The sequence below is a fragment of the Streptomyces sp. NPDC052043 genome (assembly GCF_044548235.1).
GTDB lineage: Bacteria > Actinomycetota > Actinomycetes > Streptomycetales > Streptomycetaceae > Streptomyces.
The window spans coordinates 98,747-118,236 of sequence record NZ_JBIUBT010000010.1 but is presented as its reverse complement, the minus strand read 5'-3'; the positions used below and the strand labels follow the sequence as shown (position 1 = coordinate 118,236).

The window sequence follows — 19,490 nt, the reverse complement described above, 5'->3', positions numbered from 1 at the left end:
ATCCGATGGGATCCATTACTGTTGTGTTCCCTCGGAGGCACCGTGCACAGCCATGACGAAGCGCTCACCAAGGTGGTCATCGACCACGTCCAGCACCGACTGGCCCTCGACCCGGTGCCGCTGGGCAGGCTCGGCGACGCCTCGGAACTGGAGACCGCCCTCAAGGAGGTCATCGGCAGCGGCCCCGCGGCCGCCGACGACGTGCTGCGTCTGTACGCCGAGCACATCGAGCCCACCGTCGTCTCCTGCGACAGCCCGCGCTTCCTCTCCTTCATTCCCGGAGCCCCCACCAAGGCCGCCGCCCTCTTCGACATGGTGCTGTCGGCCTCTTCCCTGCACGGCGTGTCCTGGCTGGAGGCCTCTGGCGCCATCGCCGCAGAGAACCAGGTGCTCCGGCTGCTCGCCGACCTCGCCGGACTGCCTGCCCAGGCGGGCGGCTGCTTCGTGAGCGGCGGCTCGGCGGGCAACCTCTCCGGTCTCGTCGTCGCCCGCGACACCGCCCGCACCGCGACCGGTGAACCGGTGGTCCGGCCGCGGATCGCGGTCAGCTCCCAGGCCCACTCCTCGATCGGCAACACGCTGCGCATCATCGGCGTGGAGGCCCTGGTCGTCCCGGTCGACGACCACCGCCTCACCGGAGAGGCCGTGCGTGCCGCCCTCGCCGCCGACCCGTCCCCCGAGGACGTCATCGCCGTCGTCGCCACGGCCGGCACCACCAACGCCGGCATCATCGACGACCTCACCGGCATCGCCGAGGTCGCCCGGGAACGCGGCCTCTGGTTCCACGTCGACGCGGCCTACGGCGGTGGCGCGCTCTTCTCCCCGGAGCTGCGCGGGAAGTTCGCCGGGATCGAGCAGGCCGACTCCCTGGTCGTCGACCCGCACAAGTGGATGTACGCGCCCTTCGACTGCGGCGCCCTGCTCTACCGCGACCCGGCCCTGGCCCGCGCGGTGCACACCCAGGACGCCTCCTACCTGGACTGCATCCACACCGACGCCCCGCAGGAGTGGAACCCAAGCGACTACGCCTACCACCTCACCCGGCGTCCTCGCGGCCTGCCGCTGTGGTTCTCCCTGGCCGTCCACGGCACCGACGCCTACCGTGACGCCGTCGACGCGACCCGCCGCATCGCCCTGGAGTCGGCCGGCCTGATACGCGCCACCGACGGCCTCGAACTGATCCGCGATCCCGAGCTCTCCGTCGTCCTGTTCCGCCGCACCGGCTGGACCCAGGACGACTACTACGCCTGGTCGAAGGAGCTGCTGGAGCGCCAGATCGCCTTCGTGACGCCCACCGTCTGGGAAGGCGAGACGGTGGCCCGCTTCGCCTTCCTCCACCCTGATGTCACCCTCGACGCGGTCCGCGAGATCCTCGCCACCATGACCGTCTCCGCCGGCTGACGGCGACCTCCGCCCGCGCGCGGCTGGGTGGAATACCTTCCGCGCGGCCCGCAGCGCAGTTCGGCCCGTACGGTCTTGCGCGGGAAGCGGTCCTCGGCCACTCCCCAGCGGTCCACGAGGAGCAGGCCCTGGCCGGACTCGGCGATGTCCGCGGGATGCCGGACCTCGGGGAGCCGTTCATCGCGCGTGTCGGTGACCTTGATACGGAGGGTGCCGCCGATCACGTACAGCGTCAGGCGGAAGTCGCGGCCCGGTACGCGGCCGTGCGTCGCGGCGTTGGCCGCCAGTTCGGCCACGATGTGGCTCGCGGTCTCCGTCGGCAGTCCCCAGCGGCGCAGTTGCGTCTCGGCGAGCAGCCGGGCGCGGCGGGCGCCTCGCGGTGTGGAGACAGCAGCACGGTGAAGTCGGGGAGCTGGGAGTCCGGCTCGGCCGCGGTCTCGGTCTTGGGCTCAGGTCGTGCCGTGGTTCCTTTCGCCGTCCTTCTCGCCGAGCGTCCTGGCCAGGCGGGACAGGACCTTGGCGTAGACGGTGACCGCCGCCGCGATGATCGTCGGGATGACGGCCAGGGCCAGGAAGCCGAGGAGGGCCGGCCACTGGCGCAGTTCGCTGTGGCAGGCGTAGCTGTCCCGCTGGAAGGGGGCGAGCAGCGGCCCCTCGCAGCGCGGGTTGCTGGTGGAGGACCAGAGGTTGGCGTCGGGGCCGTACGAGGAGACCATCAGGATCACGACGACGCCCCACATCGCCAGCGCGAGCAGCACCCAGGCGATCGACCACTTCTCCATGCGCTCCGCGTCCCGGGACATCTCGTCGGCCCCGCCGCGCCGCGGTATCCCGGTGTCCCCGGCCGTCTCCCCGGTGCCCTGCGCGTCGGCTGTCGTCATCCCGTCCCCCGTGTCGGTGTGAGCCTGTTCCGCCGCCGCCAGACCCTAGCGGGATGATCACCGACCGCGTTGCCCGGCGGCCCCTGGTTTGACCTGTGTCACGCCCGGGGTAATATCCCCGGCTCGATTGGCCAGGCCGCCGCCCACTGTGGCAGACTGTCCGAGTTGCTCGGTCGAGCGTTGATGCTGCGCGCCTCCCGCCGGGAGGACCGGAAGCGAGTCCCACGGTACTCGTCGCCCTAACTGCCTCACGGCAGCGCTGGGGCGGACGTACGGGAATCTTCCGGGAAGTGTGGGTGCGACACCGACCAGGCACCCGGTGGGCCTTCGCCCCCGGCTCGCGGTATCCGGTGGGGCCGTGTGCAATCCCGAAGGATGTTCGAACAAGGGGCATCCATGTCAGCGGGAGCGCGACACGCCCGACCGCGTGGGTCGGAGAGTTCCAAGGGAACACCGGGTTCCGGAGCGTATAGAGAGACAGGACTACGGAGTAGCCATGGCGGGACAGAAGATCCGCATCCGGCTCAAGGCCTACGACCACGAGGTCATCGACTCCTCGGCGAAGAAGATCGTCGAGACGGTGACCCGTACTGGTGCGTCGGTCGCGGGCCCGGTGCCGCTGCCCACTGAGAAGAACGTGTACTGCGTCATCAAGTCGCCGCACAAGTACAAGGACTCGCGCGAGCACTTCGAGATGCGCACGCACAAGCGCCTGATCGACATCCTCGACCCGACCCCCAAGACCGTTGACTCTCTGATGCGACTCGACCTCCCGGCCGGTGTCGACATCGAGATCAAGCTCTGAGGCCGGTGATCTGAGAGATGACAAAGCAGATCAAGGGCATCCTGGGCGAGAAGCTCGGCATGACGCAGGTGTGGGACGAGAACAACCGTGTTGTTCCGGTCACCGTCGTCAAGGCCGGCCCCAACGTCGTCACCCAGGTTCGTACGAACGACGTCGACGGCTACGAGTCGGTCCAGATCGCCTTCGGCGAGATCGACCCGCGCAAGGTGAACAAGCCCCTCAAGGGCCACTTCGCCAAGGCCGACGTCACCCCCCGTCGTCACCTCGTCGAGATCCGCACCGCGGACGCCGCCGAGTACACCCTCGGCCAGCAGGTCACCGCTGAGGTGTTCGAGGCCGGCGTGAAGGTCGACGTCACCGGCAAGAGCAAGGGCAAGGGCTTCGCCGGTGTCATGAAGCGCCACAACTTCCGTGGCCTCGGCGCCGGGCACGGCACCCAGCGCAAGCACCGCTCGCCCGGTTCCATCGGCGGCTGCGCCACGCCGGGCCGCGTGTTCAAGGGCCTCCGCATGGCGGGTCGCATGGGCAACGAGCGGGTCACCACCCAGAACCTGACCGTCCACGCCGTTGACGCGGAGAAGGGTCTGCTGCTCATCAAGGGCGCGGTTCCCGGTCCGAACGGCGGCCTCGTCCTGGTCCGCACCGCGGCCAAGGGGGCCTGAGGTAACCGATGAGCACTGTTGACATCCTTTCGCCTGCCGGCGAGAAGACCGGAAGCGTCGAGCTCCCCGCGGAGATCTTCGGCGTGGAGAAGATCAGCATCCCGCTGATCCACCAGGTCGTCGTCGCGCAGAACGCCGCTGCCCGCCAGGGCACGCACAAGACCAAGCGTCGCGGTGAAGTCCGTGGTGGCGGCAAGAAGCCGTACCGCCAGAAGGGCACCGGTCGCGCCCGTCAGGGTTCGACCCGCGCGCCGCAGTTCGCCGGTGGTGGCGTCGTCCACGGCCCGCAGCCGCGTGACTACTCGCAGCGGACCCCGAAGAAGATGAAGGCCGCGGCCCTGCGCCACGCCCTCACTGACCGGGCCCGCCACGACCGCATCCACGTCGTCTCCGGCGTGGTCGAGGGCGAGACCCCCTCCACGAAGGCCGCCAAGTCGCTGTTCGGCAAGATCTCGGAGCGCAAGAACCTGCTCCTGATCGTCGACCGCGCTGACGAGGCCGCGTGGCTGTCCGCCCGCAACCTGCCCCAGGTCCACATCCTGGAGCCGGGCCAGCTGAACACGTACGACGTTCTCGTCTCGGACGACGTGGTCTTCACCAAGGCCGCTTTCGAGTCCTTCGTCGCCGGCCCGCAGGCCAACGACACCGAAGGGAGCGAGGCCTGATGGCTACGCGTCACCCGAGCATCGCCTCGAAGGCCGCCAAGGCCGCCAAGGCCGCGCGTGTCGCCAAGGCGCGCCGCCACGCCGCCGAGGGCAAGAACACCGTCGAGACCCCGCTGAGCAAGTCGTACACGGACCCCCGTGACGTCCTGCTCAAGCCGGTCGTCTCCGAGAAGAGCTACGCGCTCCTCGACGAGAACAAGTACACGTTCATCGTCGACCCGAACGCCAACAAGACCCAGATCAAGCAGGCCGTCCAGGCGGTCTTCGAGGTCAAGGTCACCGGGGTCAACACGATCAACCGTCAGGGCAAGCGCAAGCGGACGAAGACCGGCTTCGGTCAGCGTGCCGCCACCAAGCGCGCGATCGTGACCCTTGCCGAGGGCGACCGTATCGACATCTTCGGCGGTCCGACCGCCTGACGGCGGTCCGGATCGTCCGATATCGGACGAGGACTGAGAAATGGGAATCCGCAAGTACAAGCCGACTACGCCGGGCCGTCGTGGCGCCAGCGTCGCCGACTTCGTCGAGGTCACGCGGTCCACGCCGGAGAAGTCGCTGGTCCGTCCCCTGCACAGCAAGGGCGGCCGTAACAATTCCGGTCGTGTGACCGTTCGCCACCAGGGTGGCGGACACAAGCGCGCCTACCGCGTGATCGACTTCCGTCGTCACGACAAGGACGGCGTGCCGGCGAAGGTCGCGCACATCGAGTACGACCCCAACCGCACCGCGCGCATCGCGCTGCTGCACTACGCCGACGGCGAGAAGCGCTACATCCTCGCCCCGCGCAACCTGCAGCAGGGCGACCGCGTGGAGAACGGTCCCGGGGCCGACATCAAGCCGGGCAACAACCTGGCGCTCCGCAACATCCCGGTCGGTACCACGATCCACGCGATCGAGCTCCGTCCCGGTGGCGGTGCCAAGTTCGCCCGCTCCGCCGGTGCCTCCGTGCAGCTGCTCGCGAAGGAGGGCACGATGGCCCACCTCCGCATGCCCTCCGGTGAGATCCGCCTGGTCGACCAGCGCTGCCGCGCCACGGTCGGCGAGGTCGGCAACGCCGAGCAGAGCAACATCAACTGGGGCAAGGCGGGCCGCAAGCGGTGGCTGGGCGTTCGCCCGACCGTCCGTGGTGTCGTCATGAACCCGGTCGACCACCCGCACGGTGGTGGTGAGGGCCGGACCTCCGGTGGCCGCCACCCGGTGTCCCCGTGGGGCAAGAAGGAAGGCCGTACTCGTTCGCCCAAGAAGGCGTCGAACAAGTACATCGTCCGCCGCCGCAAGACGAACAAGAAGCGCTAAGGACGGGTTGAGATGCCTCGTAGCCTGAAGAAGGGGCCCTTCGTCGACGACCACCTGATCAAGAAGGTGGACTCGCAGAACGAAGCCGGCACCAAGAACGTCATCAAGACCTGGTCCCGCCGCTCGATGATCGTCCCGGCCATGCTGGGCCACACGCTGGCGGTGCACAACGGCAAGACCCACATCCCGGTGTTCGTCACCGAGTCGATGGTCGGCCACAAGCTCGGCGAGTTCTCGCCGACGCGCACCTTCCGGGGTCACGTCAAGGATGACCGGAAGTCGAAGCGCCGCTAATCGCGGATCGCATTCAGACACGTAAGTAACTCTGAAGGGACAACCATGGAAGCCAGGGCCCAGGCGCGGTACATCCGCGTCACGCCCATGAAGGCCCGCCGTGTGGTGGACCTCATCCGTGGCATGGACGCCACGGAGGCCCAGGCTGTTCTGCGATTCGCCCCGCAGGCAGCCTCGGTTCCGGTCGGCAAGGTGCTCGACAGCGCCATTGCCAACGCCGCGCACAACTACGACCACTCCGACGCCGACTCGCTGTTCATCTCCGAGGCGTTCGTCGACGAGGGCCCGACCCTGAAGCGGTTCCGTCCGCGTGCCCAGGGTCGTGCCTACCGGATCCGCAAGCGGACCAGCCACATCACCGTGGTCGTCAGCAGCAAGGAAGGAACCCGGTAATGGGCCAGAAGGTAAACCCGCATGGGTTCCGGCTCGGTGTCACCACCGACTTCAAGTCGCGTTGGTACGCCGACAAGCTGTACAAGGACTACGTCAAGGAAGACGTCGCCATCCGTCGGATGATGACGTCCGGCATGGAGCGCGCCGGCATCTCCAAGGTGGAGATCGAGCGCACCCGTGACCGCGTCCGTGTGGACATCCACACCGCGCGTCCGGGCATCGTCATCGGCCGTCGTGGCGCCGAGGCCGACCGCATCCGCGGCGACCTCGAGAAGCTCACGGGCAAGCAGGTCCAGCTGAACATCCTCGAGGTCAAGAACCCCGAGACGGACGCTCAGCTGGTGGCCCAGGCCGTTGCCGAGCAGCTCTCCTCCCGCGTCTCCTTCCGCCGTGCCATGCGCAAGAGCATGCAGTCGGCGATGAAGGCCGGCGCCAAGGGCATCAAGATCCAGTGCGGTGGCCGCCTCGGCGGCGCCGAGATGTCCCGCTCGGAGTTCTACCGCGAGGGCCGTGTGCCCCTGCACACGCTCCGCGCGAACGTGGACTACGGCTTCTTCGAGGCCAAGACGACCTTCGGCCGCATCGGTGTGAAGGTCTGGATCTACAAGGGCGACGTCAAGAACATCGCCGAGGTCCGCGCCGAGAACGCCGCCGCCCGTGCGGGCAACCGCCCGGCCCGTGGTGGCGCCGACCGCCCGGCCCGTGGTGGCCGTGGTGGCGAGCGGCGCGGTCGCAAGCCGCAGCAGCAGTCGGCTCCGGCCGCCGAGGCCCCCAAGGCCGACGCCCCGGCCGCTGCCGCTCCGGCTGAGAGCACCGGAACGGAGGCCTGACCGACATGCTGATCCCCCGTAGGGTCAAGCACCGCAAGCAGCACCACCCGAAGCGCAACGGTATGTCCAAGGGTGGAACGCAGGTTGCGTTCGGCGAGTACGGCATCCAGGCGCTGACCCCGGCCTACGTGACGAACCGCCAGATCGAGGCGGCTCGTATCGCGATGACCCGCCACATCAAGCGTGGCGGCAAGGTCTGGATCAACATCTACCCGGACCGTCCGCTGACCAAGAAGCCCGCCGAGACCCGCATGGGTTCCGGTAAGGGTTCGCCGGAGTGGTGGATCGCGAACGTCAAGCCCGGTCGGGTGATGTTCGAGCTGTCCTACCCGAACGAGAAGATCGCCCGTGAGGCGCTGACCCGTGCGGCCCACAAGCTGCCGATGAAGTGCCGGATCGTCAAGCGCGAGGCAGGTGAAGCGTGATGTCGGCCGGTACCAAGGCGTCCGAGCTGCGCGAGCTGGGCAACGAGGAGCTTCTTGGCAAGCTCCGCGAGGCCAAGGAAGAGCTGTTCAACCTCCGCTTCCAGGCGGCGACGGGCCAGCTCGAGAACCACGGCCGTCTGAAGGCGGTCCGCAAGGACATCGCGCGGATCTACACCCTGATGCGCGAGCGTGAGCTGGGCATCGAAACGGTGGAGAACGCCTGATGAGCGAGAAGAACGTGACTGAGACTGCAGAGGCGCGCGGCTTCCGCAAGACCCGTGAGGGTCTCGTCGTCAGCGACAAGATGGACAAGACCGTCGTCGTCGCCGTCGAGGACCGCGTCAAGCACGCGCTGTACGGCAAGGTCATCCGCCGTACCGAGAAGCTCAAGGCGCACGACGAGCAGAACGCCGCGGGCGTCGGCGACCGCGTCCTCCTGATGGAGACCCGGCCGCTGTCCGCGACGAAGCGCTGGCGCGTCGTCGAGATCCTCGAGAAGGCGAAGTAAGAAGCGGGGGCACCGCCCCCGCTGACCCCCGCTGGGGGCGACGCCCCGGGCCCCGGCCCGGACCCGGCGAAGTCCCCGGCGCGGGTTCCCGCCTTCCGAGACACCAGTAATTTCCTGCGGGAGCTACTCGCAGGACGGTTCCGCCAGGCTCGGCGGAGCTTCGTGAGTCACTCGCAAAGCTCGCCGGGAACCGGCAGACAATCAGGAGATAGACGTGATCCAGCAGGAGTCGCGACTGCGTGTCGCCGACAACACTGGTGCGAAGGAAATCCTTTGCATCCGTGTGCTCGGTGGCTCCGGTCGCCGCTACGCGGGCATCGGTGACGTCATCGTCGCCACCGTCAAGGACGCGATCCCCGGTGGCAACGTGAAGAAGGGTGACGTCGTCAAGGCGGTCATCGTTCGCACCGTCAAGGAGCGCCGCCGTCCGGACGGCTCGTACATCCGCTTCGACGAGAACGCCGCCGTCATTCTGAAGAACGACGGCGACCCTCGCGGCACCCGCATCTTCGGCCCGGTCGGCCGTGAGCTGCGCGAGAAGAAGTTCATGAAGATCATCTCGCTCGCGCCGGAGGTGCTGTAAGCATGAAGATCAAGAAGGGCGACCTGGTCCAGGTCATCACCGGTAAGGACAAGGGCAAGCAGGGCAAGGTCATCGCGGCCTACCCCCGCGAGGACCGGGTCCTGGTCGAGGGTGTCAACCGGGTCAAGAAGCACACCAAGGCCGGTCCGACCGCTCGCGGTTCGCAGGCCGGCGGCATCGTCACGACCGAGGCGCCCGTCCACGTCTCCAACGTCCAGCTGGTCGTTGAGAAGGACGGCAACAAGGTCGTCACGCGTGTCGGTTACCGCTTCGACGACGAAGGCAACAAGATCCGCGTTGCCAAGCGGACGGGTGAGGACATCTGATGGCTACCACCACCACTCCGCGTCTGAAGCAGAAGTACCGCGAGGAGATCGCGGGCAAGCTGCGTGACGAGTTCAAGTACGAGAACGTCATGCAGGTTCCCGGCCTCGTCAAGATCGTGGTCAACATGGGTGTGGGCGACGCCGCCCGCGACTCCAAGCTGATCGAGGGCGCCATCCGCGACCTCACCACGATCACCGGTCAGAAGCCGGCCGTCACCAAGGCCCGCAAGTCCATCGCGCAGTTCAAGCTGCGTGAGGGCCAGCCGATCGGTGCCCACGTCACGCTCCGTGGCGACCGCATGTGGGAGTTCCTGGACCGCACCCTGTCGCTCGCGCTGCCGCGCATCCGCGACTTCCGCGGTCTGTCCCCCAAGCAGTTCGACGGCCGTGGCAACTACACCTTCGGTCTCACCGAGCAGGTCATGTTCCACGAGATCGACCAGGACAAGATCGACCGTACCCGGGGCATGGACATCACCGTGGTCACCACGGCGACCAACGACGCTGAGGGCCGCGCGCTCCTTCGTCACCTCGGCTTCCCGTTCAAGGAGGCGTGAGCGAGATGGCGAAGAAGGCTCTGATCGCTAAGGCTGCTCGCAAGCCCAAGTTCGGTGTGCGTGGCTACACCCGCTGCCAGCGCTGTGGCCGTCCGCACTCCGTGTACCGCAAGTTCGGCCTGTGCCGCGTGTGCCTTCGTGAGATGGCTCACCGTGGCGAGCTGCCGGGCGTGACCAAGAGCTCCTGGTAACAACCCACTTGGGTTGAACCAGGACTCTCGGTAAGGAACCGGGGTCGGCAGGAGGCCCACCTCACATGCCTTAGGCTTGTGGGGTTGGGCGCCCGCCGCGCCCTTACGACTTACTACGCCGTAGGTCCACCGCGCCGCACCCGTCCCGTCTCGGATCGGGGAGAGGGATGGCGCACCAGGAAACCCCGGCGAGAGAGGCCGAAGGCCAATTCATGACCATGACTGATCCGATCGCAGACATGCTCACGCGTCTGCGGAACGCGAACTCGGCATACCACGACAGCGTGTCGATGCCGCACTCGAAGATCAAGTCGCACATCGCGGAGATCCTCCAGCAGGAGGGCTTCATCACGGGCTGGAAGGTCGAGGACGCCGAGGTCGGCAAGAACCTCGTCCTGGAGCTGAAGTTCGGCCCCAACCGTGAGCGCTCCATCGCGGGCATCAAGCGGATCTCCAAGCCCGGTCTCCGGGTGTACGCGAAGTCCACCAACCTGCCGAAGGTGCTCGGCGGCCTCGGCGTGGCGATCATCTCCACGTCCTACGGGCTCCTCACCGACAAGCAGGCCGGCAAGAAGGGCGTGGGTGGGGAAGTCCTCGCCTACGTCTGGTAGCGGAAGGGAACGGAGGAAACAGCTATGTCGCGCATCGGCAAGCTCCCCATCGCGGTTCCCGCCGGCGTGGACGTCACCATCGACGGCCGTACGGTCGCGGTCAAGGGCCCCAAGGGCACGCTGACCCACACCGTCGTGGCGCCGATCGAGATCGCCAAGGGCGAGGACGGCACCCTGCAGGTGTCCCGCCCCAACGACGAGCGTCAGAACAAGGCCCTGCACGGCCTGTCCCGCACGCTGGTGGCGAACATGATCACCGGCGTGACCCAGGGTTACGTGAAGAAGCTCGAGATCAGCGGTGTCGGTTACCGCGTGACGGCCAAGGGTTCGAACCTGGAGTTCGCGCTCGGCTACAGCCACCCGATCACCGTCGAGGCGCCCGAGGGCATCACCTTCAAGGTGGAGACCCCGACCCGCTTCCAGGTCGAGGGCATCGACAAGCAGAAGGTCGGCGAGGTTGCGGCCAACATCCGCAAGCTGCGCAAGCCCGACCCGTACAAGGCCAAGGGTGTCAAGTACGAGGGCGAAGTCATCCGCCGCAAGGTCGGAAAGGCGGGTAAGTAAGCCATGGCATACGGGCAGAAGATCCTCAAGGGCGACGCCTACAAGCGCGCCGCGATCAAGCGCCGTCACATCCGGATCCGCAAGCGGATCGCCGGTACGGCGGAGCGCCCCCGTCTGGTCGTGACCCGTTCCAACCGCCACATCGTGGCGCAGGTGATCGACGACCTCAAGGGCCACACCCTGGCGTCGGCGTCCACGCTGGACACGTCGGTCCGCGGTGGCGAGGGCGACAAGTCCGCGCAGGCCAAGCAGGTCGGCGCCCTGGTCGCCGAGCGCGCCAAGGCCGCCGGTGTCGAGGCCGTCGTGTTCGACCGCGGTGGCAACCAGTACGCCGGGCGCATCGCCGCTCTGGCGGACGCCGCCCGCGAGGCCGGACTGAAGTTCTGAGTCGCCCGTCGCGGCAGCGACTTTTCGTTGCTGCGAGCTAGCGGAAACAGAGAGAGGTAATTCCAATGGCTGGACCCCAGCGCCGCGGTGGCGGTGCCGGTGGCGGCGAGCGGCGGGACCGGAAGGGCCGTGACGGCGGCGCAGCTGCCGCCGAGAAGACCGCGTACGTTGAGCGCGTCGTCGCGATCAACCGCGTCGCCAAGGTTGTGAAGGGTGGTCGTCGCTTCAGCTTCACCGCGCTGGTCGTGGTGGGCGACGGTGACGGCACCGTGGGTGTCGGATACGGCAAGGCCAAGGAGGTGCCGGCCGCCATCGCCAAGGGTGTTGAGGAGGCCAAGAAGCACTTCTTCAAGGTCCCCCGGATCCAGGGCACCATCCCGCACCCGATCCAGGGTGAGAAGGCTGCCGGCGTCGTGCTGCTCAAGCCCGCGTCCCCCGGTACCGGCGTTATCGCCGGTGGCCCGGTGCGCGCCGTGCTCGAGTGCGCCGGTATCCACGACATCCTGTCGAAGTCGCTCGGCTCCGACAACCAGATCAACATCGTGCACGCGACCGTGGAGGCCCTGAAGGGCCTGCAGCGTCCCGAGGAGGTCGCGGCCCGCCGCGGTCTGCCGCTCGAGGACGTCGCCCCCGCGGCCCTGCTGCGTGCGCGTGCCGGGGCGGGTGCGTGATGGCACAGCTCAAGGTCACGCAGGTCAAGTCCTACATCGGCAGCAAGCAGAACCACCGTGACACCCTGCGTTCGCTCGGGCTCAAGAAGCTCGGCGACGTGGTCGTCAAGGAGGACCGCCCCGAGTTCCGCGGCATGGTGCACACCGTCCGCCACCTCGTGACGGTCGAGGAGGTCGACTGATCATGGCGGAGCAGAACCCGCTCAAGATCCACAACCTCCGTCCCGCCCCGGGCGCGAAGACCGCCAAGACCCGTGTCGGTCGTGGTGAGGCGTCCAAGGGTAAGACGGCCGGTCGTGGTACCAAGGGCACCAAGGCCCGCTACCAGGTTCCGGAGCGCTTCGAGGGCGGCCAGATGCCGCTGCACATGCGCCTCCCGAAGCTGAAGGGCTTCAAGAACCCGTTCAAGACCGAGTACCAGGTCGTGAACCTCGACAGGCTGGCCGAGCTCTACCCCGAGGGTGGCGAGGTCACCGTCGAGGGTCTGGTGGCCAAGGGTGCCGTTCGCAAGAACAGCCTCGTCAAGGTCCTGGGCCAGGGCGAGGTCTCCGTGGCGCTGCAGGTGACGGTGGACGCCGTCTCCGGCTCCGCCAAGGAGAAGATCACCGCCGCCGGCGGTTCTGTCACCGAGCTCGTCTGAGCGCGATGACGTAAGCGGTCCCGACCGGGGGTACCTCACATTGAGGTATCCCCGGTTGGTCGTTCTCAGGGAGGCAGTGTCGCCGGTAAGGTGGCCTGCACCGTTGTTTATCGTCGAACCTCAAGACCGTCACCCTGACGCACTTGCGCGGGGGTCGCAGGAGGCACCGTGCTCACCGGCTTCGCCCGGGCGTTCAGGACGCCCGACCTGCGCAAGAAGCTGCTCTTCACGCTCGGCATCATCGTGGTGTACCGCGTCGGTACCCACATTCCGATCCCGGGTGTCAACTACAAGGCCGTTCAGCAGTGTGTCAGCGAGGCCTCGGGCAACCAGGGCCTCTTCGGCCTGGTGAACATGTTCAGCGGTGGCGCGCTGCTGCAGATCACGATCTTTGCCCTCGGCATCATGCCGTACATCACGGCGAGCATCATCCTTCAGCTGCTGACCGTGGTGATCCCGCGGTTGGAGGCCCTCAAGAAGGAGGGCCAGTCCGGCACCGCGAAGATCACCCAGTACACCCGTTACCTGACGGTGGCGCTCGCCATCCTCCAGGGCACGGGCCTGGTGGCCACCGCCCGCAGCGGTGCCCTGTTCTCCGGGTGCTCGGCGGCCGGGAACATCGTCCCGAACCAGGCGATCTTCAACACGATCGTCATGGTGATCGTCATGACCGCCGGTACGGCCACGGTCATGTGGCTCGGTGAGCTCATCACCGACCGCGGTATCGGCAACGGCATGTCGATCCTGATGTTCATCTCGATCGCCGCCACCTTCCCGTCCGCGCTGTGGGCGATCAAGAAGCAGGGCAAGCTCGCCGAGGGCTGGATCGAGTTCGGCACCGTCATCCTCGTCGGCCTGGTCATGGTCGGTCTGGTCGTCTTCGTCGAGCAGGCCCAGCGCCGCATTCCGGTGCAGTACGCCAAGCGCATGATCGGTCGCCGTTCCTACGGTGGTACGTCGACGTACATTCCGCTGAAGGTCAACCAGGCGGGCGTGATCCCCGTCATCTTCGCTTCTTCGCTGCTCTACATTCCGGCACTGATCGCACAGTTCTCCGGTGGCAACTCCGGATGGAAGACCTGGGTCCAGCAGAACCTGACCAAGGGCGATCACCCGATCTACATCACCCTGTACTTCCTGCTGATCGTGTTCTTCGCCTTCTTCTACGTGGCGATCTCCTTCAACCCCGAAGAAGTCGCCGACAACATGAAGAAGTATGGTGGCTTCATCCCGGGCATCCGGGCTGGCCGACCGACCGCTGAGTACCTCTCGTACGTGCTCAACCGGATCACCTGGCCGGGTTCGCTGTATCTGGGCCTGATCGCTCTCGTACCGACCATGGCGTTGGTCGGCTTCGGGGCGAACCAGAACTTCCCCTTCGGAGGGACCAGCATCCTCATCATCGTGGGTGTCGGACTCGAGACGGTGAAGCAGATCGAGAGCCAGCTCCAGCAGCGCAATTACGAAGGGTTCCTCCGCTGATGCGAATCGTCCTCGTCGGACCGCCGGGTGCCGGCAAAGGAACGCAGGCCACACGCCTGGCCGAGAAGCTGCGCATCCCGCACATCTCGACGGGTGACCTGTTCCGCGCCAACATCAGCCGGCAGACGGAGCTCGGCAAGCTCGCGAAGTCCTACATGGACGCCGGAAACCTGGTGCCCGACGAGGTCACCATCGCCATGGCGAAGGACCGCATGGAGCAGCCCGACGCCGAGGGCGGCTTCCTGCTGGACGGTTTCCCGCGCAACGTGTCGCAGGCCGAGGCACTGGACAAGCTGCTCCAGGGCGAGGGCATGAACCTGGACGCGGTCCTCGACCTGGAGGTTCCCGAGGACGAGGTCGTCAAGCGCATCGCGGGTCGCCGCACCTGCCGCAACGACTCGGCGCACGTCTTCCACGAGACGTACAGCCCGCCCAAGAAGGAAGGCGTCTGCGACGTCTGCGGCGGCGAGCTGTACCAGCGGGACGACGACTCCGAGGAGACCGTGCGCAAGCGGCTCGAGGTCTACCACACGCAGACCGAGCCGATCATCGGCTACTACCGGGCGCAGGACCTGGTCGTGACGATCTCCTCGCTCGGTCCGGTGGACGAGATCACGCAGCGCGCGCTCGAGGCGCTGAAGCGCGACTGACCACGCAGTTCGGCCGCGGTTCCCCACGGGGGCCGCGGCCGACGCGTGCACGGCGCCGGTGCGCCGTCCGCGGGCAGGCCCCCTGAACCGCCGCCCCGAACCCGAACGGTCTCGTCGCGGCCCGAAAGGCCTCGTCACGGCCCCGTCCGCACACGCCGGACGGGCCGGGTTCCGCTTCCCCGTATTGTTGTGGGTGTCCGTCCTCCTTCCGGTCCGAGAAAGGCCGTCGTGCCCATGGTGCAGATCAAGTCCCCCGAGCAGATCGCCAAGATGCGTGAGGCGGGGCTGGTCGTCGCCGCCATCCACGCGGCCACCCGCGAGGCGGCCGTGCCCGGGGCGACCACGAAGGATCTGGACCAGGTGGCCCGCAAGGTGCTCGCCGAGCACAACGCCAAGCCGAACTTCCTCGGCTACGGCGGCTTCCCGGCGACGATCTGCACCTCGGTGAACGAGGTCGTCGTCCACGGCATCCCGTCCGACGACGTCGTCCTCAAGGACGGGGACGTCATCTCCATCGACTGCGGCGCGATCATCGACGGCTGGCACGGCGACGCGGCCTTCACCGCGTTCGTCGGCTCCGGTCATTCGCCGGAGCTGATCGAGCTCTCCCGGGTGACCGAGGAGTCGATGTGGGCCGGCATCGCGGCCATGAAGCAGGGCAACCGGCTGGTCGACATCTCCCGGGCCGTCGAGACGTACATCCGCCGCCAGCCGAAGCCGGGCGGCGGCCGTTACGGGATCATCGAGGACTACGGCGGCCACGGCATCGGCACCGAGATGCACATGGACCCGCACCTGCTGAACTACGTCGAGCGGCGGCGCGGCAAGGGCCCGAAGCTGGTTCCCGGCTTCTGCCTGGCCATCGAGCCCATGGTCTCCCTGGGCACCCCGAAGACCCAGGTCCTCCAGGACGACTGGACGGTCATCACCACGGACGGCACCTGGTCGTCCCACTGGGAGCACTCGGTGGCCCTGACCGAGCAGGGGCCCCTGGTCCTGACCGCCCCGGACGGCGGCAGGGCGAAGCTGGCCGAGTACGGCATCACGGCCGCGCCGGACCCGCTGGCCTGACGGCCTCGCCCGCCGGCGTCCTCCGGTCCGATCCGGTTCGGTTCGGACCCGGTCGCATGATGATCTCGGAGCTGGGGCAGACTTTCCCGATTCGTCTTTCGCAGAGCGCTGGCGTAGACTGACTCGTCGGCTCTCATGTATTCGCATGTCCGCATGCGGGACCTGGAGTCGATCAAGGTAGTCGATTCGAAGGGCGAAGCGTGGCCAAGAAGCAAGGTGCCATCGAGATCGAGGGCACTGTCGTCGAGTCTCTGCCGAACGCCATGTTCAGGGTCGAGCTCCAGAACGGCCACCAGGTCCTGGCACACATCAGCGGCAAGATGCGCATGCACTACATCCGCATCCTCCCTGACGACCGGGTCGTGGTGGAGCTTTCTCCTTACGACCTCACGCGTGGCCGGATCGTCTACCGGTACAAGTAGATCTTGCCCAGGCCCCACGTTCCACCGAGGGGCCGCCGGCAACTGACCCGGAGAACCTCACCCCATGAAGGTCAAGCCGAGCGTCAAGAAGATCTGCGACAAGTGCAGGGTGATCCGCCGTCACGGCCGGGTCATGGTCATCTGCGACAACCCGCGCCACAAGCAGCGCCAGGGCTGACGCACAACCGACCGAACCCTCTGCACCTTCTTCGCAGAGATTCGCGCGACGCGAGCTGAATTGTTCATACGCAGGACCCGAGCCGCAGTGCGGCTCGACACCCCCGGTTCGGAGGCCGGGGACCCGGTTCGTACCTGGTACGGCGGCCGGGAGTCGGTCCTGCGGAAGACCTCCGAAGATCAACTGGAGCCATTGAATGGCACGCGTTTCCGGTGTTGACATCCCGCGCGAAAAGCGCGTGGAGGTCGCCCTCACCTACGTGTTCGGCATCGGCCGGACCCTGGCCCAGCAGACGCTGGCCGCCACCGACATCGACCCGAACACCCGCGTCCGCGAGCTCTCCGAGGAGCAGCTCGTCGCGATCCGCGAGTACGTCGACAACAACATCAAGACCGAGGGTGACCTCCGTCGCGAGATCCAGGCCGACATCCGCCGCAAGGTCGAGATCGGCTGCTACCAGGGTCTGCGCCACCGCCGCGGCCTTCCCGTCCGCGGTCAGCGCACCAGCACCAACGCCCGCACCCGCAAGGGCCCGCGTCGCGCCATTGCCGGCAAGAAGAAGCCGGGCAAGAAGTAGTCCGCAGCGACACTCGCCGTCCAGCGGTCTTCGCTGTAGGACCGACCACCTCCCGTAGGAGTTTTCGACATGCCCCCCAAGGGACGTCAGGGCGCTGCCAAGAAGGTGCGCCGCAAGGAAAAGAAGAACGTCGCTCACGGCCACGCGCACATCAAGAGCACGTTCAACAACACGATCGTTTCGATCACCGACCCGTCCGGCAACGTGATCTCCTGGGCCTCCGCCGGCCACGTCGGCTTCAAGGGCTCCCGGAAGTCCACGCCGTTCGCCGCGCAGATGGCCGCCGAGTCGGCCGCCCGCCGCGCTCAGGAGCACGGCATGCGCAAGGTCGACGTGTTCGTCAAGGGTCCGGGCTCCGGCCGTGAGACCGCGATCCGCTCCCTGCAGGCCACGGGCCTCGAGGTCGGCTCCATCCAGGACGTCACCCCGACCCCGCACAACGGCTGCCGCCCGCCGAAGCGCCGCCGCGTCTGACGCACGGCTGCTTCGCGCAGGTCTCCGGGCGGTACGGCCCTTTCGGGTCGTGCCGCCCGTACCCTTGCAGTACCCGCACCCTTCAGGGTGCGGCCTGGTCGGGCGTCATATAGCGGGCGCCCACGACTGAAGGATCTGATCCACTCATGCTGATCGCTCAGCGACCCTCGTTGACCGAAGAGGTCGTCGACGAGTTCCGCTCCCGGTTCGTGATCGAGCCGCTGGAGCCGGGCTTCGGCTACACCCTCGGCAACTCCCTTCGCCGTACCCTCCTGTCGTCGATCCCCGGCGCTGCTGTCACCAGCATCCGCATCGACGGTGTCCTGCACGAGTTCACCACCGTGCCGGGTGTCAAGGAGGACGTCACCGACCTGATCCTCAACATCAAGCAGCTGGTCGTTTCCTCGGAGCACGACGAGCCGGTCGTGATGTACCTGCGCAAGCAGGGTCCGGGTCTGGTCACCGCCGCCGACATCGCGCCGCCGGCGGGTGTCGAGGTGCACAACCCCGATCTCGTCCTCGCCACGCTGAACGGCAAGGGCAAGCTGGAGATGGAGCTGACCGTCGAGCGCGGTCGCGGCTATGTCTCCGCGGTGCAGAACAAGCAGGTGGGCCAGGAGATCGGCCGTATTCCGGTCGACTCGATCTACTCGCCGGTGCTGAAGGTCACGTACAAGGTCGAGGCGACGCGTGTCGAGCAGCGGACCGACTTCGACAAGCTGATCGTCGACGTCGAGACCAAGCAGGCCATGCGTCCGCGTGACGCCATGGCGTCGGCCGGCAAGACCCTGGTGGAGCTGTTCGGTCTCGCGCGCGAGCTGAACATCGACGCCGAGGGCATCGACATGGGCCCGTCCCCGACGGACGCCGCCCTGGCCGCCGACCTGGCGCTGCCGATCGAGGAGCTGGAGCTCACGGTCCGCTCCTACAACTGCCTCAAGCGCGAGGGCATCCACTCCGTGGGTGAGCTCGTCGCCCGTTCCGAGGCCGACCTGCTGGACATCCGCAACTTCGGTGCGAAGTCCATCGACGAGGTCAAGGCGAAGCTGGCCGGGATGAGCCTGGCTCTGAAGGACAGCCCGCCCGGATTCGACCCGACCGCCGCGGCGGACGCCTTCGGCGCCGACGACGACGCGGACGCCGGTTTCGTCGAGACCGAGCAGTACTGAGCGCTCCGCGGGGAGGCCGTATTGTGTCTGCGGGCCGGTTGTGACTGGTCGCGCCCACGCGACGGAGTCGCTGTCGACACCGCCCCGCGCCCCTTCCGGACAGGCCCCTTCGGGGCTCTGTCCGGATCTCTGACAGACAACCGTCTGCTCAGATACTGACCCCGGTACCTGGTACGGCCGGGGCAGACACCTAGGAGAAGAACCATGCCGAAGCCCACCAAGGGTGCCCGTCTGGGCGGCAGCGCCGCGCACGAGAAGCTGCTCCTCGCGAACCTCGCGAAGGCGCTGTTCGAGCACGGCCGCATCACCACCACCGAGGCGAAGGCCCGCCGCCTGCGCCCGTACGCCGAGCGTCTGATCACCAAGGCGAAGAAGGGCGACCTTCACAACCGCCGTCAGGTGCTCCAGGTCATCACGGACAAGGGCATCGTCCACACGCTCTTCACCGAGATCGGCCCGCGGTACGAGAACCGTCCCGGTGGCTACACCCGCATCACCAAGATCGGTAACCGCCGTGGCGACAACGCGCCCATGGCCGTGATCGAGCTGGTCGAGGCGCTGACGGTGCAGCAGAACGCCGTGGGTGAGGCCGAGGCCGCCACCAAGCGTGCGGTCAAGGAGGCCGAGGAGGCCAAGGTCGAGGAGACCAAGGCCGAGGACGCCGCCGAGGCTCCGGCCGAGGAGTCCAAGGACGCCTGAGGCCCTGCCTGACGTCGCAAGCGGGTCCGCCCCTCGGGGCGGGCCCGTTCCGCGTTTCCCGCAGGGGATGCGCCCTGA

The 19,490-nt window shown here is 67.4% G+C and carries 32 protein-coding genes and 1 pseudogene; 31 read left to right on the top strand and 2 right to left on the bottom strand.

Annotation, left to right across the window (positions count from 1 at the left end; genetic code table 11):
* Positions 1 to 42: 42 nt before the first annotated feature.
* Positions 43 to 1,401: a pyridoxal phosphate-dependent decarboxylase family protein gene (locus ACIHCX_RS24695; protein ID WP_400032936.1), complete on the top strand. Its 1,359-nt coding sequence runs from the start codon at positions 43 to 45 to the stop codon at positions 1,399 to 1,401.
* A gap of 44 nt (positions 1,402 to 1,445) precedes the next feature.
* Here the strand turns inward: ACIHCX_RS24695 and ACIHCX_RS24690 are convergent.
* Positions 1,446 to 1,798 (bottom strand): annotated as a pseudogene (locus ACIHCX_RS24690) (ATP-binding protein); the annotation flags it as partial.
* Positions 1,799 to 1,850: 52 nt separating this feature from the next.
* Positions 1,851 to 2,282, bottom strand: coding sequence for a hypothetical protein (locus tag ACIHCX_RS24685; RefSeq protein ID WP_400032934.1), 432 nt, complete (start codon positions 2,280 to 2,282; stop codon positions 1,851 to 1,853).
* Between the two features lie 496 nt (positions 2,283 to 2,778).
* Here ACIHCX_RS24685 and rpsJ point away from each other — a divergent pair, with 496 nt between their 5' ends.
* The 30 genes from rpsJ to rplQ all read left to right on the top strand — a co-directional run bounded on the left by rpsJ (position 2,779) and on the right by rplQ (position 19,412).
* Entirely contained in the window at positions 2,779 to 3,087 is a 309-nt protein-coding gene (gene rpsJ / locus ACIHCX_RS24680) for a 30S ribosomal protein S10 (RefSeq protein WP_003948644.1), read from the top strand.
* A gap of 17 nt (positions 3,088 to 3,104) precedes the next feature.
* On the top strand, positions 3,105 to 3,749 hold the full coding sequence (gene rplC, locus ACIHCX_RS24675; protein ID WP_400032932.1) for a 50S ribosomal protein L3: 645 nt from the start codon (positions 3,105 to 3,107) through the stop codon (positions 3,747 to 3,749).
* Positions 3,750 to 3,757: 8 nt separating this feature from the next.
* Positions 3,758 to 4,414, top strand: a complete 657-nt coding sequence (gene rplD, locus ACIHCX_RS24670; protein WP_400032930.1) for a 50S ribosomal protein L4 — start codon at positions 3,758 to 3,760, stop codon at positions 4,412 to 4,414.
* Positions 4,414 to 4,833 (top strand): 50S ribosomal protein L23, encoded by a 420-nt coding sequence (rplW, locus tag ACIHCX_RS24665; RefSeq protein ID WP_356189308.1) that lies wholly within the window; start codon positions 4,414 to 4,416, stop codon positions 4,831 to 4,833. The genes rplD and rplW overlap by 1 nt, the downstream gene beginning before the upstream one ends.
* Positions 4,834 to 4,873: 40 nt before the next feature.
* On the top strand, positions 4,874 to 5,710 hold the full coding sequence (gene rplB, locus ACIHCX_RS24660) for a 50S ribosomal protein L2 (RefSeq protein ID WP_100569743.1): 837 nt from the start codon (positions 4,874 to 4,876) through the stop codon (positions 5,708 to 5,710).
* Positions 5,711 to 5,722: 12 nt separating this feature from the next.
* On the top strand, positions 5,723 to 6,004 hold the full coding sequence (gene rpsS, locus ACIHCX_RS24655) for a 30S ribosomal protein S19 (protein ID WP_400032927.1): 282 nt from the start codon (positions 5,723 to 5,725) through the stop codon (positions 6,002 to 6,004).
* Positions 6,005 to 6,049: 45 nt separating this feature from the next.
* On the top strand, positions 6,050 to 6,397 hold the full coding sequence (rplV, locus tag ACIHCX_RS24650) for a 50S ribosomal protein L22 (RefSeq protein ID WP_400032925.1): 348 nt from the start codon (positions 6,050 to 6,052) through the stop codon (positions 6,395 to 6,397).
* Positions 6,397 to 7,227 carry a 30S ribosomal protein S3 gene (rpsC, locus tag ACIHCX_RS24645; RefSeq protein WP_100569745.1) on the top strand — a complete coding sequence of 277 codons (831 nt, stop codon included), beginning with the start codon at positions 6,397 to 6,399 and terminating at the stop codon, positions 7,225 to 7,227. Before rplV ends, rpsC begins: the two co-directional genes overlap by 1 nt.
* A 5-nt stretch (positions 7,228 to 7,232) precedes the next feature.
* Positions 7,233 to 7,652, top strand: a complete 420-nt coding sequence (rplP, locus tag ACIHCX_RS24640; protein ID WP_009190136.1) for a 50S ribosomal protein L16 — start codon at positions 7,233 to 7,235, stop codon at positions 7,650 to 7,652.
* Positions 7,652 to 7,876 (top strand): 50S ribosomal protein L29, encoded by a 225-nt coding sequence (gene rpmC / locus ACIHCX_RS24635; protein WP_018564811.1) that lies wholly within the window; start codon positions 7,652 to 7,654, stop codon positions 7,874 to 7,876. Before rplP ends, rpmC begins: the two co-directional genes overlap by 1 nt.
* Entirely contained in the window at positions 7,876 to 8,160 is a 285-nt protein-coding gene (gene rpsQ, locus ACIHCX_RS24630) for a 30S ribosomal protein S17 (RefSeq protein ID WP_400032923.1), read from the top strand. Before rpmC ends, rpsQ begins: the two co-directional genes overlap by 1 nt.
* Positions 8,161 to 8,374: 214 nt before the next feature.
* A complete protein-coding gene (gene rplN / locus ACIHCX_RS24625; RefSeq protein WP_003998823.1) occupies positions 8,375 to 8,743 on the top strand; it encodes a 50S ribosomal protein L14 in 369 nt (122 codons plus the stop codon).
* A 2-nt stretch (positions 8,744 to 8,745) separates the two neighbouring features.
* Positions 8,746 to 9,069: a 50S ribosomal protein L24 gene (gene rplX, locus ACIHCX_RS24620; protein ID WP_030967306.1), complete on the top strand. Its 324-nt coding sequence runs from the start codon at positions 8,746 to 8,748 to the stop codon at positions 9,067 to 9,069.
* Complete coding sequence (rplE, locus tag ACIHCX_RS24615) at positions 9,069 to 9,626, top strand: 50S ribosomal protein L5 (RefSeq protein WP_061920719.1); 558 nt, start codon at positions 9,069 to 9,071, stop codon at positions 9,624 to 9,626. Before rplX ends, rplE begins: the two co-directional genes overlap by 1 nt.
* Positions 9,627 to 9,631: 5 nt before the next feature.
* Entirely contained in the window at positions 9,632 to 9,817 is a 186-nt protein-coding gene (locus ACIHCX_RS24610) for a type Z 30S ribosomal protein S14 (protein WP_003948630.1), read from the top strand.
* A 212-nt stretch (positions 9,818 to 10,029) separates the two neighbouring features.
* Positions 10,030 to 10,428, top strand: coding sequence for a 30S ribosomal protein S8 (gene rpsH, locus ACIHCX_RS24605; RefSeq protein ID WP_100569749.1), 399 nt, complete (start codon positions 10,030 to 10,032; stop codon positions 10,426 to 10,428).
* A 24-nt stretch (positions 10,429 to 10,452) separates the two neighbouring features.
* Entirely contained in the window at positions 10,453 to 10,992 is a 540-nt protein-coding gene (gene rplF, locus ACIHCX_RS24600; protein WP_400032920.1) for a 50S ribosomal protein L6, read from the top strand.
* A 3-nt stretch (positions 10,993 to 10,995) separates the two neighbouring features.
* Complete coding sequence (gene rplR / locus ACIHCX_RS24595; protein ID WP_356189295.1) at positions 10,996 to 11,379, top strand: 50S ribosomal protein L18; 384 nt, start codon at positions 10,996 to 10,998, stop codon at positions 11,377 to 11,379.
* 65 nt (positions 11,380 to 11,444) lie between these two features.
* Positions 11,445 to 12,050, top strand: a complete 606-nt coding sequence (rpsE, locus tag ACIHCX_RS24590; RefSeq protein ID WP_073725073.1) for a 30S ribosomal protein S5 — start codon at positions 11,445 to 11,447, stop codon at positions 12,048 to 12,050.
* Positions 12,050 to 12,232, top strand: coding sequence for a 50S ribosomal protein L30 (gene rpmD / locus ACIHCX_RS24585; RefSeq protein ID WP_100569752.1), 183 nt, complete (start codon positions 12,050 to 12,052; stop codon positions 12,230 to 12,232). Before rpsE ends, rpmD begins: the two co-directional genes overlap by 1 nt.
* A 2-nt stretch (positions 12,233 to 12,234) precedes the next feature.
* A complete protein-coding gene (gene rplO, locus ACIHCX_RS24580) occupies positions 12,235 to 12,690 on the top strand; it encodes a 50S ribosomal protein L15 (RefSeq protein WP_400032916.1) in 456 nt (151 codons plus the stop codon).
* A gap of 168 nt (positions 12,691 to 12,858) precedes the next feature.
* Entirely contained in the window at positions 12,859 to 14,172 is a 1,314-nt protein-coding gene (secY, locus tag ACIHCX_RS24575) for a preprotein translocase subunit SecY (RefSeq protein ID WP_400032914.1), read from the top strand.
* Positions 14,172 to 14,822, top strand: a complete 651-nt coding sequence (locus tag ACIHCX_RS24570; RefSeq protein WP_400032912.1) for an adenylate kinase — start codon at positions 14,172 to 14,174, stop codon at positions 14,820 to 14,822. The genes secY and ACIHCX_RS24570 overlap by 1 nt, the downstream gene beginning before the upstream one ends.
* A 234-nt stretch (positions 14,823 to 15,056) precedes the next feature.
* On the top strand, positions 15,057 to 15,893 hold the full coding sequence (gene map / locus ACIHCX_RS24565; protein ID WP_400033305.1) for a type I methionyl aminopeptidase: 837 nt from the start codon (positions 15,057 to 15,059) through the stop codon (positions 15,891 to 15,893).
* A 200-nt stretch (positions 15,894 to 16,093) separates the two neighbouring features.
* Positions 16,094 to 16,315: a translation initiation factor IF-1 gene (gene infA / locus ACIHCX_RS24560; RefSeq protein ID WP_004927214.1), complete on the top strand. Its 222-nt coding sequence runs from the start codon at positions 16,094 to 16,096 to the stop codon at positions 16,313 to 16,315.
* A gap of 64 nt (positions 16,316 to 16,379) precedes the next feature.
* Complete coding sequence (gene rpmJ, locus ACIHCX_RS24555) at positions 16,380 to 16,493, top strand: 50S ribosomal protein L36 (RefSeq protein WP_003974245.1); 114 nt, start codon at positions 16,380 to 16,382, stop codon at positions 16,491 to 16,493.
* Between the two features lie 196 nt (positions 16,494 to 16,689).
* Positions 16,690 to 17,070 carry a 30S ribosomal protein S13 gene (gene rpsM, locus ACIHCX_RS24550; RefSeq protein ID WP_400032910.1) on the top strand — a complete coding sequence of 127 codons (381 nt, stop codon included), beginning with the start codon at positions 16,690 to 16,692 and terminating at the stop codon, positions 17,068 to 17,070.
* Positions 17,071 to 17,139: 69 nt separating this feature from the next.
* Positions 17,140 to 17,544: a 30S ribosomal protein S11 gene (gene rpsK, locus ACIHCX_RS24545; protein WP_003956432.1), complete on the top strand. Its 405-nt coding sequence runs from the start codon at positions 17,140 to 17,142 to the stop codon at positions 17,542 to 17,544.
* 146 nt (positions 17,545 to 17,690) lie between these two features.
* Positions 17,691 to 18,713 carry a DNA-directed RNA polymerase subunit alpha gene (locus ACIHCX_RS24540; protein WP_228993327.1) on the top strand — a complete coding sequence of 341 codons (1,023 nt, stop codon included), beginning with the start codon at positions 17,691 to 17,693 and terminating at the stop codon, positions 18,711 to 18,713.
* 204 nt (positions 18,714 to 18,917) lie between these two features.
* The gene (rplQ, locus tag ACIHCX_RS24535) at positions 18,918 to 19,412 is read left to right on the top strand and encodes a 50S ribosomal protein L17 (protein WP_400032907.1); all 495 of its coding nucleotides are present in this window, start codon (positions 18,918 to 18,920) and stop codon (positions 19,410 to 19,412) included.
* Positions 19,413 to 19,490 lie beyond the last annotated feature (78 nt).

What these genes read in the sequence shown, in the direction of transcription:
- rpmC (WP_018564811.1), top strand. Translation starts at nt 7,652, where the DNA reads ATGTCGGCCGGTACCAAGGCGTCCGAGCTGCGCGAGCTGGGCAACGAG.
- rplW (WP_356189308.1), top strand. Translation starts at nt 4,414, where the DNA reads ATGGCTACGCGTCACCCGAGCATCGCCTCGAAGGCCGCCAAGGCCGCC.
- rplB (WP_100569743.1), top strand. Translation starts at nt 4,874, where the DNA reads ATGGGAATCCGCAAGTACAAGCCGACTACGCCGGGCCGTCGTGGCGCC.
- rplE (WP_061920719.1), top strand. Translation starts at nt 9,069, where the DNA reads ATGGCTACCACCACCACTCCGCGTCTGAAGCAGAAGTACCGCGAGGAG.
- rplQ (WP_400032907.1), top strand. Translation starts at nt 18,918, where the DNA reads ATGCCGAAGCCCACCAAGGGTGCCCGTCTGGGCGGCAGCGCCGCGCAC.
- rpmJ (WP_003974245.1), top strand. Translation starts at nt 16,380, where the DNA reads ATGAAGGTCAAGCCGAGCGTCAAGAAGATCTGCGACAAGTGCAGGGTG.
- rpsK (WP_003956432.1), top strand. Translation starts at nt 17,140, where the DNA reads ATGCCCCCCAAGGGACGTCAGGGCGCTGCCAAGAAGGTGCGCCGCAAG.
- rpsM (WP_400032910.1), top strand. Translation starts at nt 16,690, where the DNA reads ATGGCACGCGTTTCCGGTGTTGACATCCCGCGCGAAAAGCGCGTGGAG.
- ACIHCX_RS24570 (WP_400032912.1), top strand. Translation starts at nt 14,172, where the DNA reads ATGCGAATCGTCCTCGTCGGACCGCCGGGTGCCGGCAAAGGAACGCAG.
- rplR (WP_356189295.1), top strand. Translation starts at nt 10,996, where the DNA reads ATGGCATACGGGCAGAAGATCCTCAAGGGCGACGCCTACAAGCGCGCC.
- rplV (WP_400032925.1), top strand. Translation starts at nt 6,050, where the DNA reads ATGGAAGCCAGGGCCCAGGCGCGGTACATCCGCGTCACGCCCATGAAG.
- rplX (WP_030967306.1), top strand. Translation starts at nt 8,746, where the DNA reads ATGAAGATCAAGAAGGGCGACCTGGTCCAGGTCATCACCGGTAAGGAC.
- rpsC (WP_100569745.1), top strand. Translation starts at nt 6,397, where the DNA reads ATGGGCCAGAAGGTAAACCCGCATGGGTTCCGGCTCGGTGTCACCACC.
- ACIHCX_RS24540 (WP_228993327.1), top strand. Translation starts at nt 17,691, where the DNA reads ATGCTGATCGCTCAGCGACCCTCGTTGACCGAAGAGGTCGTCGACGAG.
- rplO (WP_400032916.1), top strand. Translation starts at nt 12,235, where the DNA reads ATGGCGGAGCAGAACCCGCTCAAGATCCACAACCTCCGTCCCGCCCCG.
- map (WP_400033305.1), top strand. Translation starts at nt 15,057, where the DNA reads ATGGTGCAGATCAAGTCCCCCGAGCAGATCGCCAAGATGCGTGAGGCG.
- rplC (WP_400032932.1), top strand. Translation starts at nt 3,105, where the DNA reads ATGACAAAGCAGATCAAGGGCATCCTGGGCGAGAAGCTCGGCATGACG.
- rplF (WP_400032920.1), top strand. Translation starts at nt 10,453, where the DNA reads ATGTCGCGCATCGGCAAGCTCCCCATCGCGGTTCCCGCCGGCGTGGAC.
- rpsQ (WP_400032923.1), top strand. Translation starts at nt 7,876, where the DNA reads ATGAGCGAGAAGAACGTGACTGAGACTGCAGAGGCGCGCGGCTTCCGC.
- rpsH (WP_100569749.1), top strand. Translation starts at nt 10,030, where the DNA reads ATGACCATGACTGATCCGATCGCAGACATGCTCACGCGTCTGCGGAAC.
- rplD (WP_400032930.1), top strand. Translation starts at nt 3,758, where the DNA reads ATGAGCACTGTTGACATCCTTTCGCCTGCCGGCGAGAAGACCGGAAGC.
- rpsJ (WP_003948644.1), top strand. Translation starts at nt 2,779, where the DNA reads ATGGCGGGACAGAAGATCCGCATCCGGCTCAAGGCCTACGACCACGAG.
- ACIHCX_RS24610 (WP_003948630.1), top strand. Translation starts at nt 9,632, where the DNA reads ATGGCGAAGAAGGCTCTGATCGCTAAGGCTGCTCGCAAGCCCAAGTTC.
- rplP (WP_009190136.1), top strand. Translation starts at nt 7,233, where the DNA reads ATGCTGATCCCCCGTAGGGTCAAGCACCGCAAGCAGCACCACCCGAAG.
- rpmD (WP_100569752.1), top strand. Translation starts at nt 12,050, where the DNA reads ATGGCACAGCTCAAGGTCACGCAGGTCAAGTCCTACATCGGCAGCAAG.
- rpsE (WP_073725073.1), top strand. Translation starts at nt 11,445, where the DNA reads ATGGCTGGACCCCAGCGCCGCGGTGGCGGTGCCGGTGGCGGCGAGCGG.
- ACIHCX_RS24685 (WP_400032934.1), bottom strand. Translation starts at nt 2,282, where the DNA reads ATGACGACAGCCGACGCGCAGGGCACCGGGGAGACGGCCGGGGACACC.
- rpsS (WP_400032927.1), top strand. Translation starts at nt 5,723, where the DNA reads ATGCCTCGTAGCCTGAAGAAGGGGCCCTTCGTCGACGACCACCTGATC.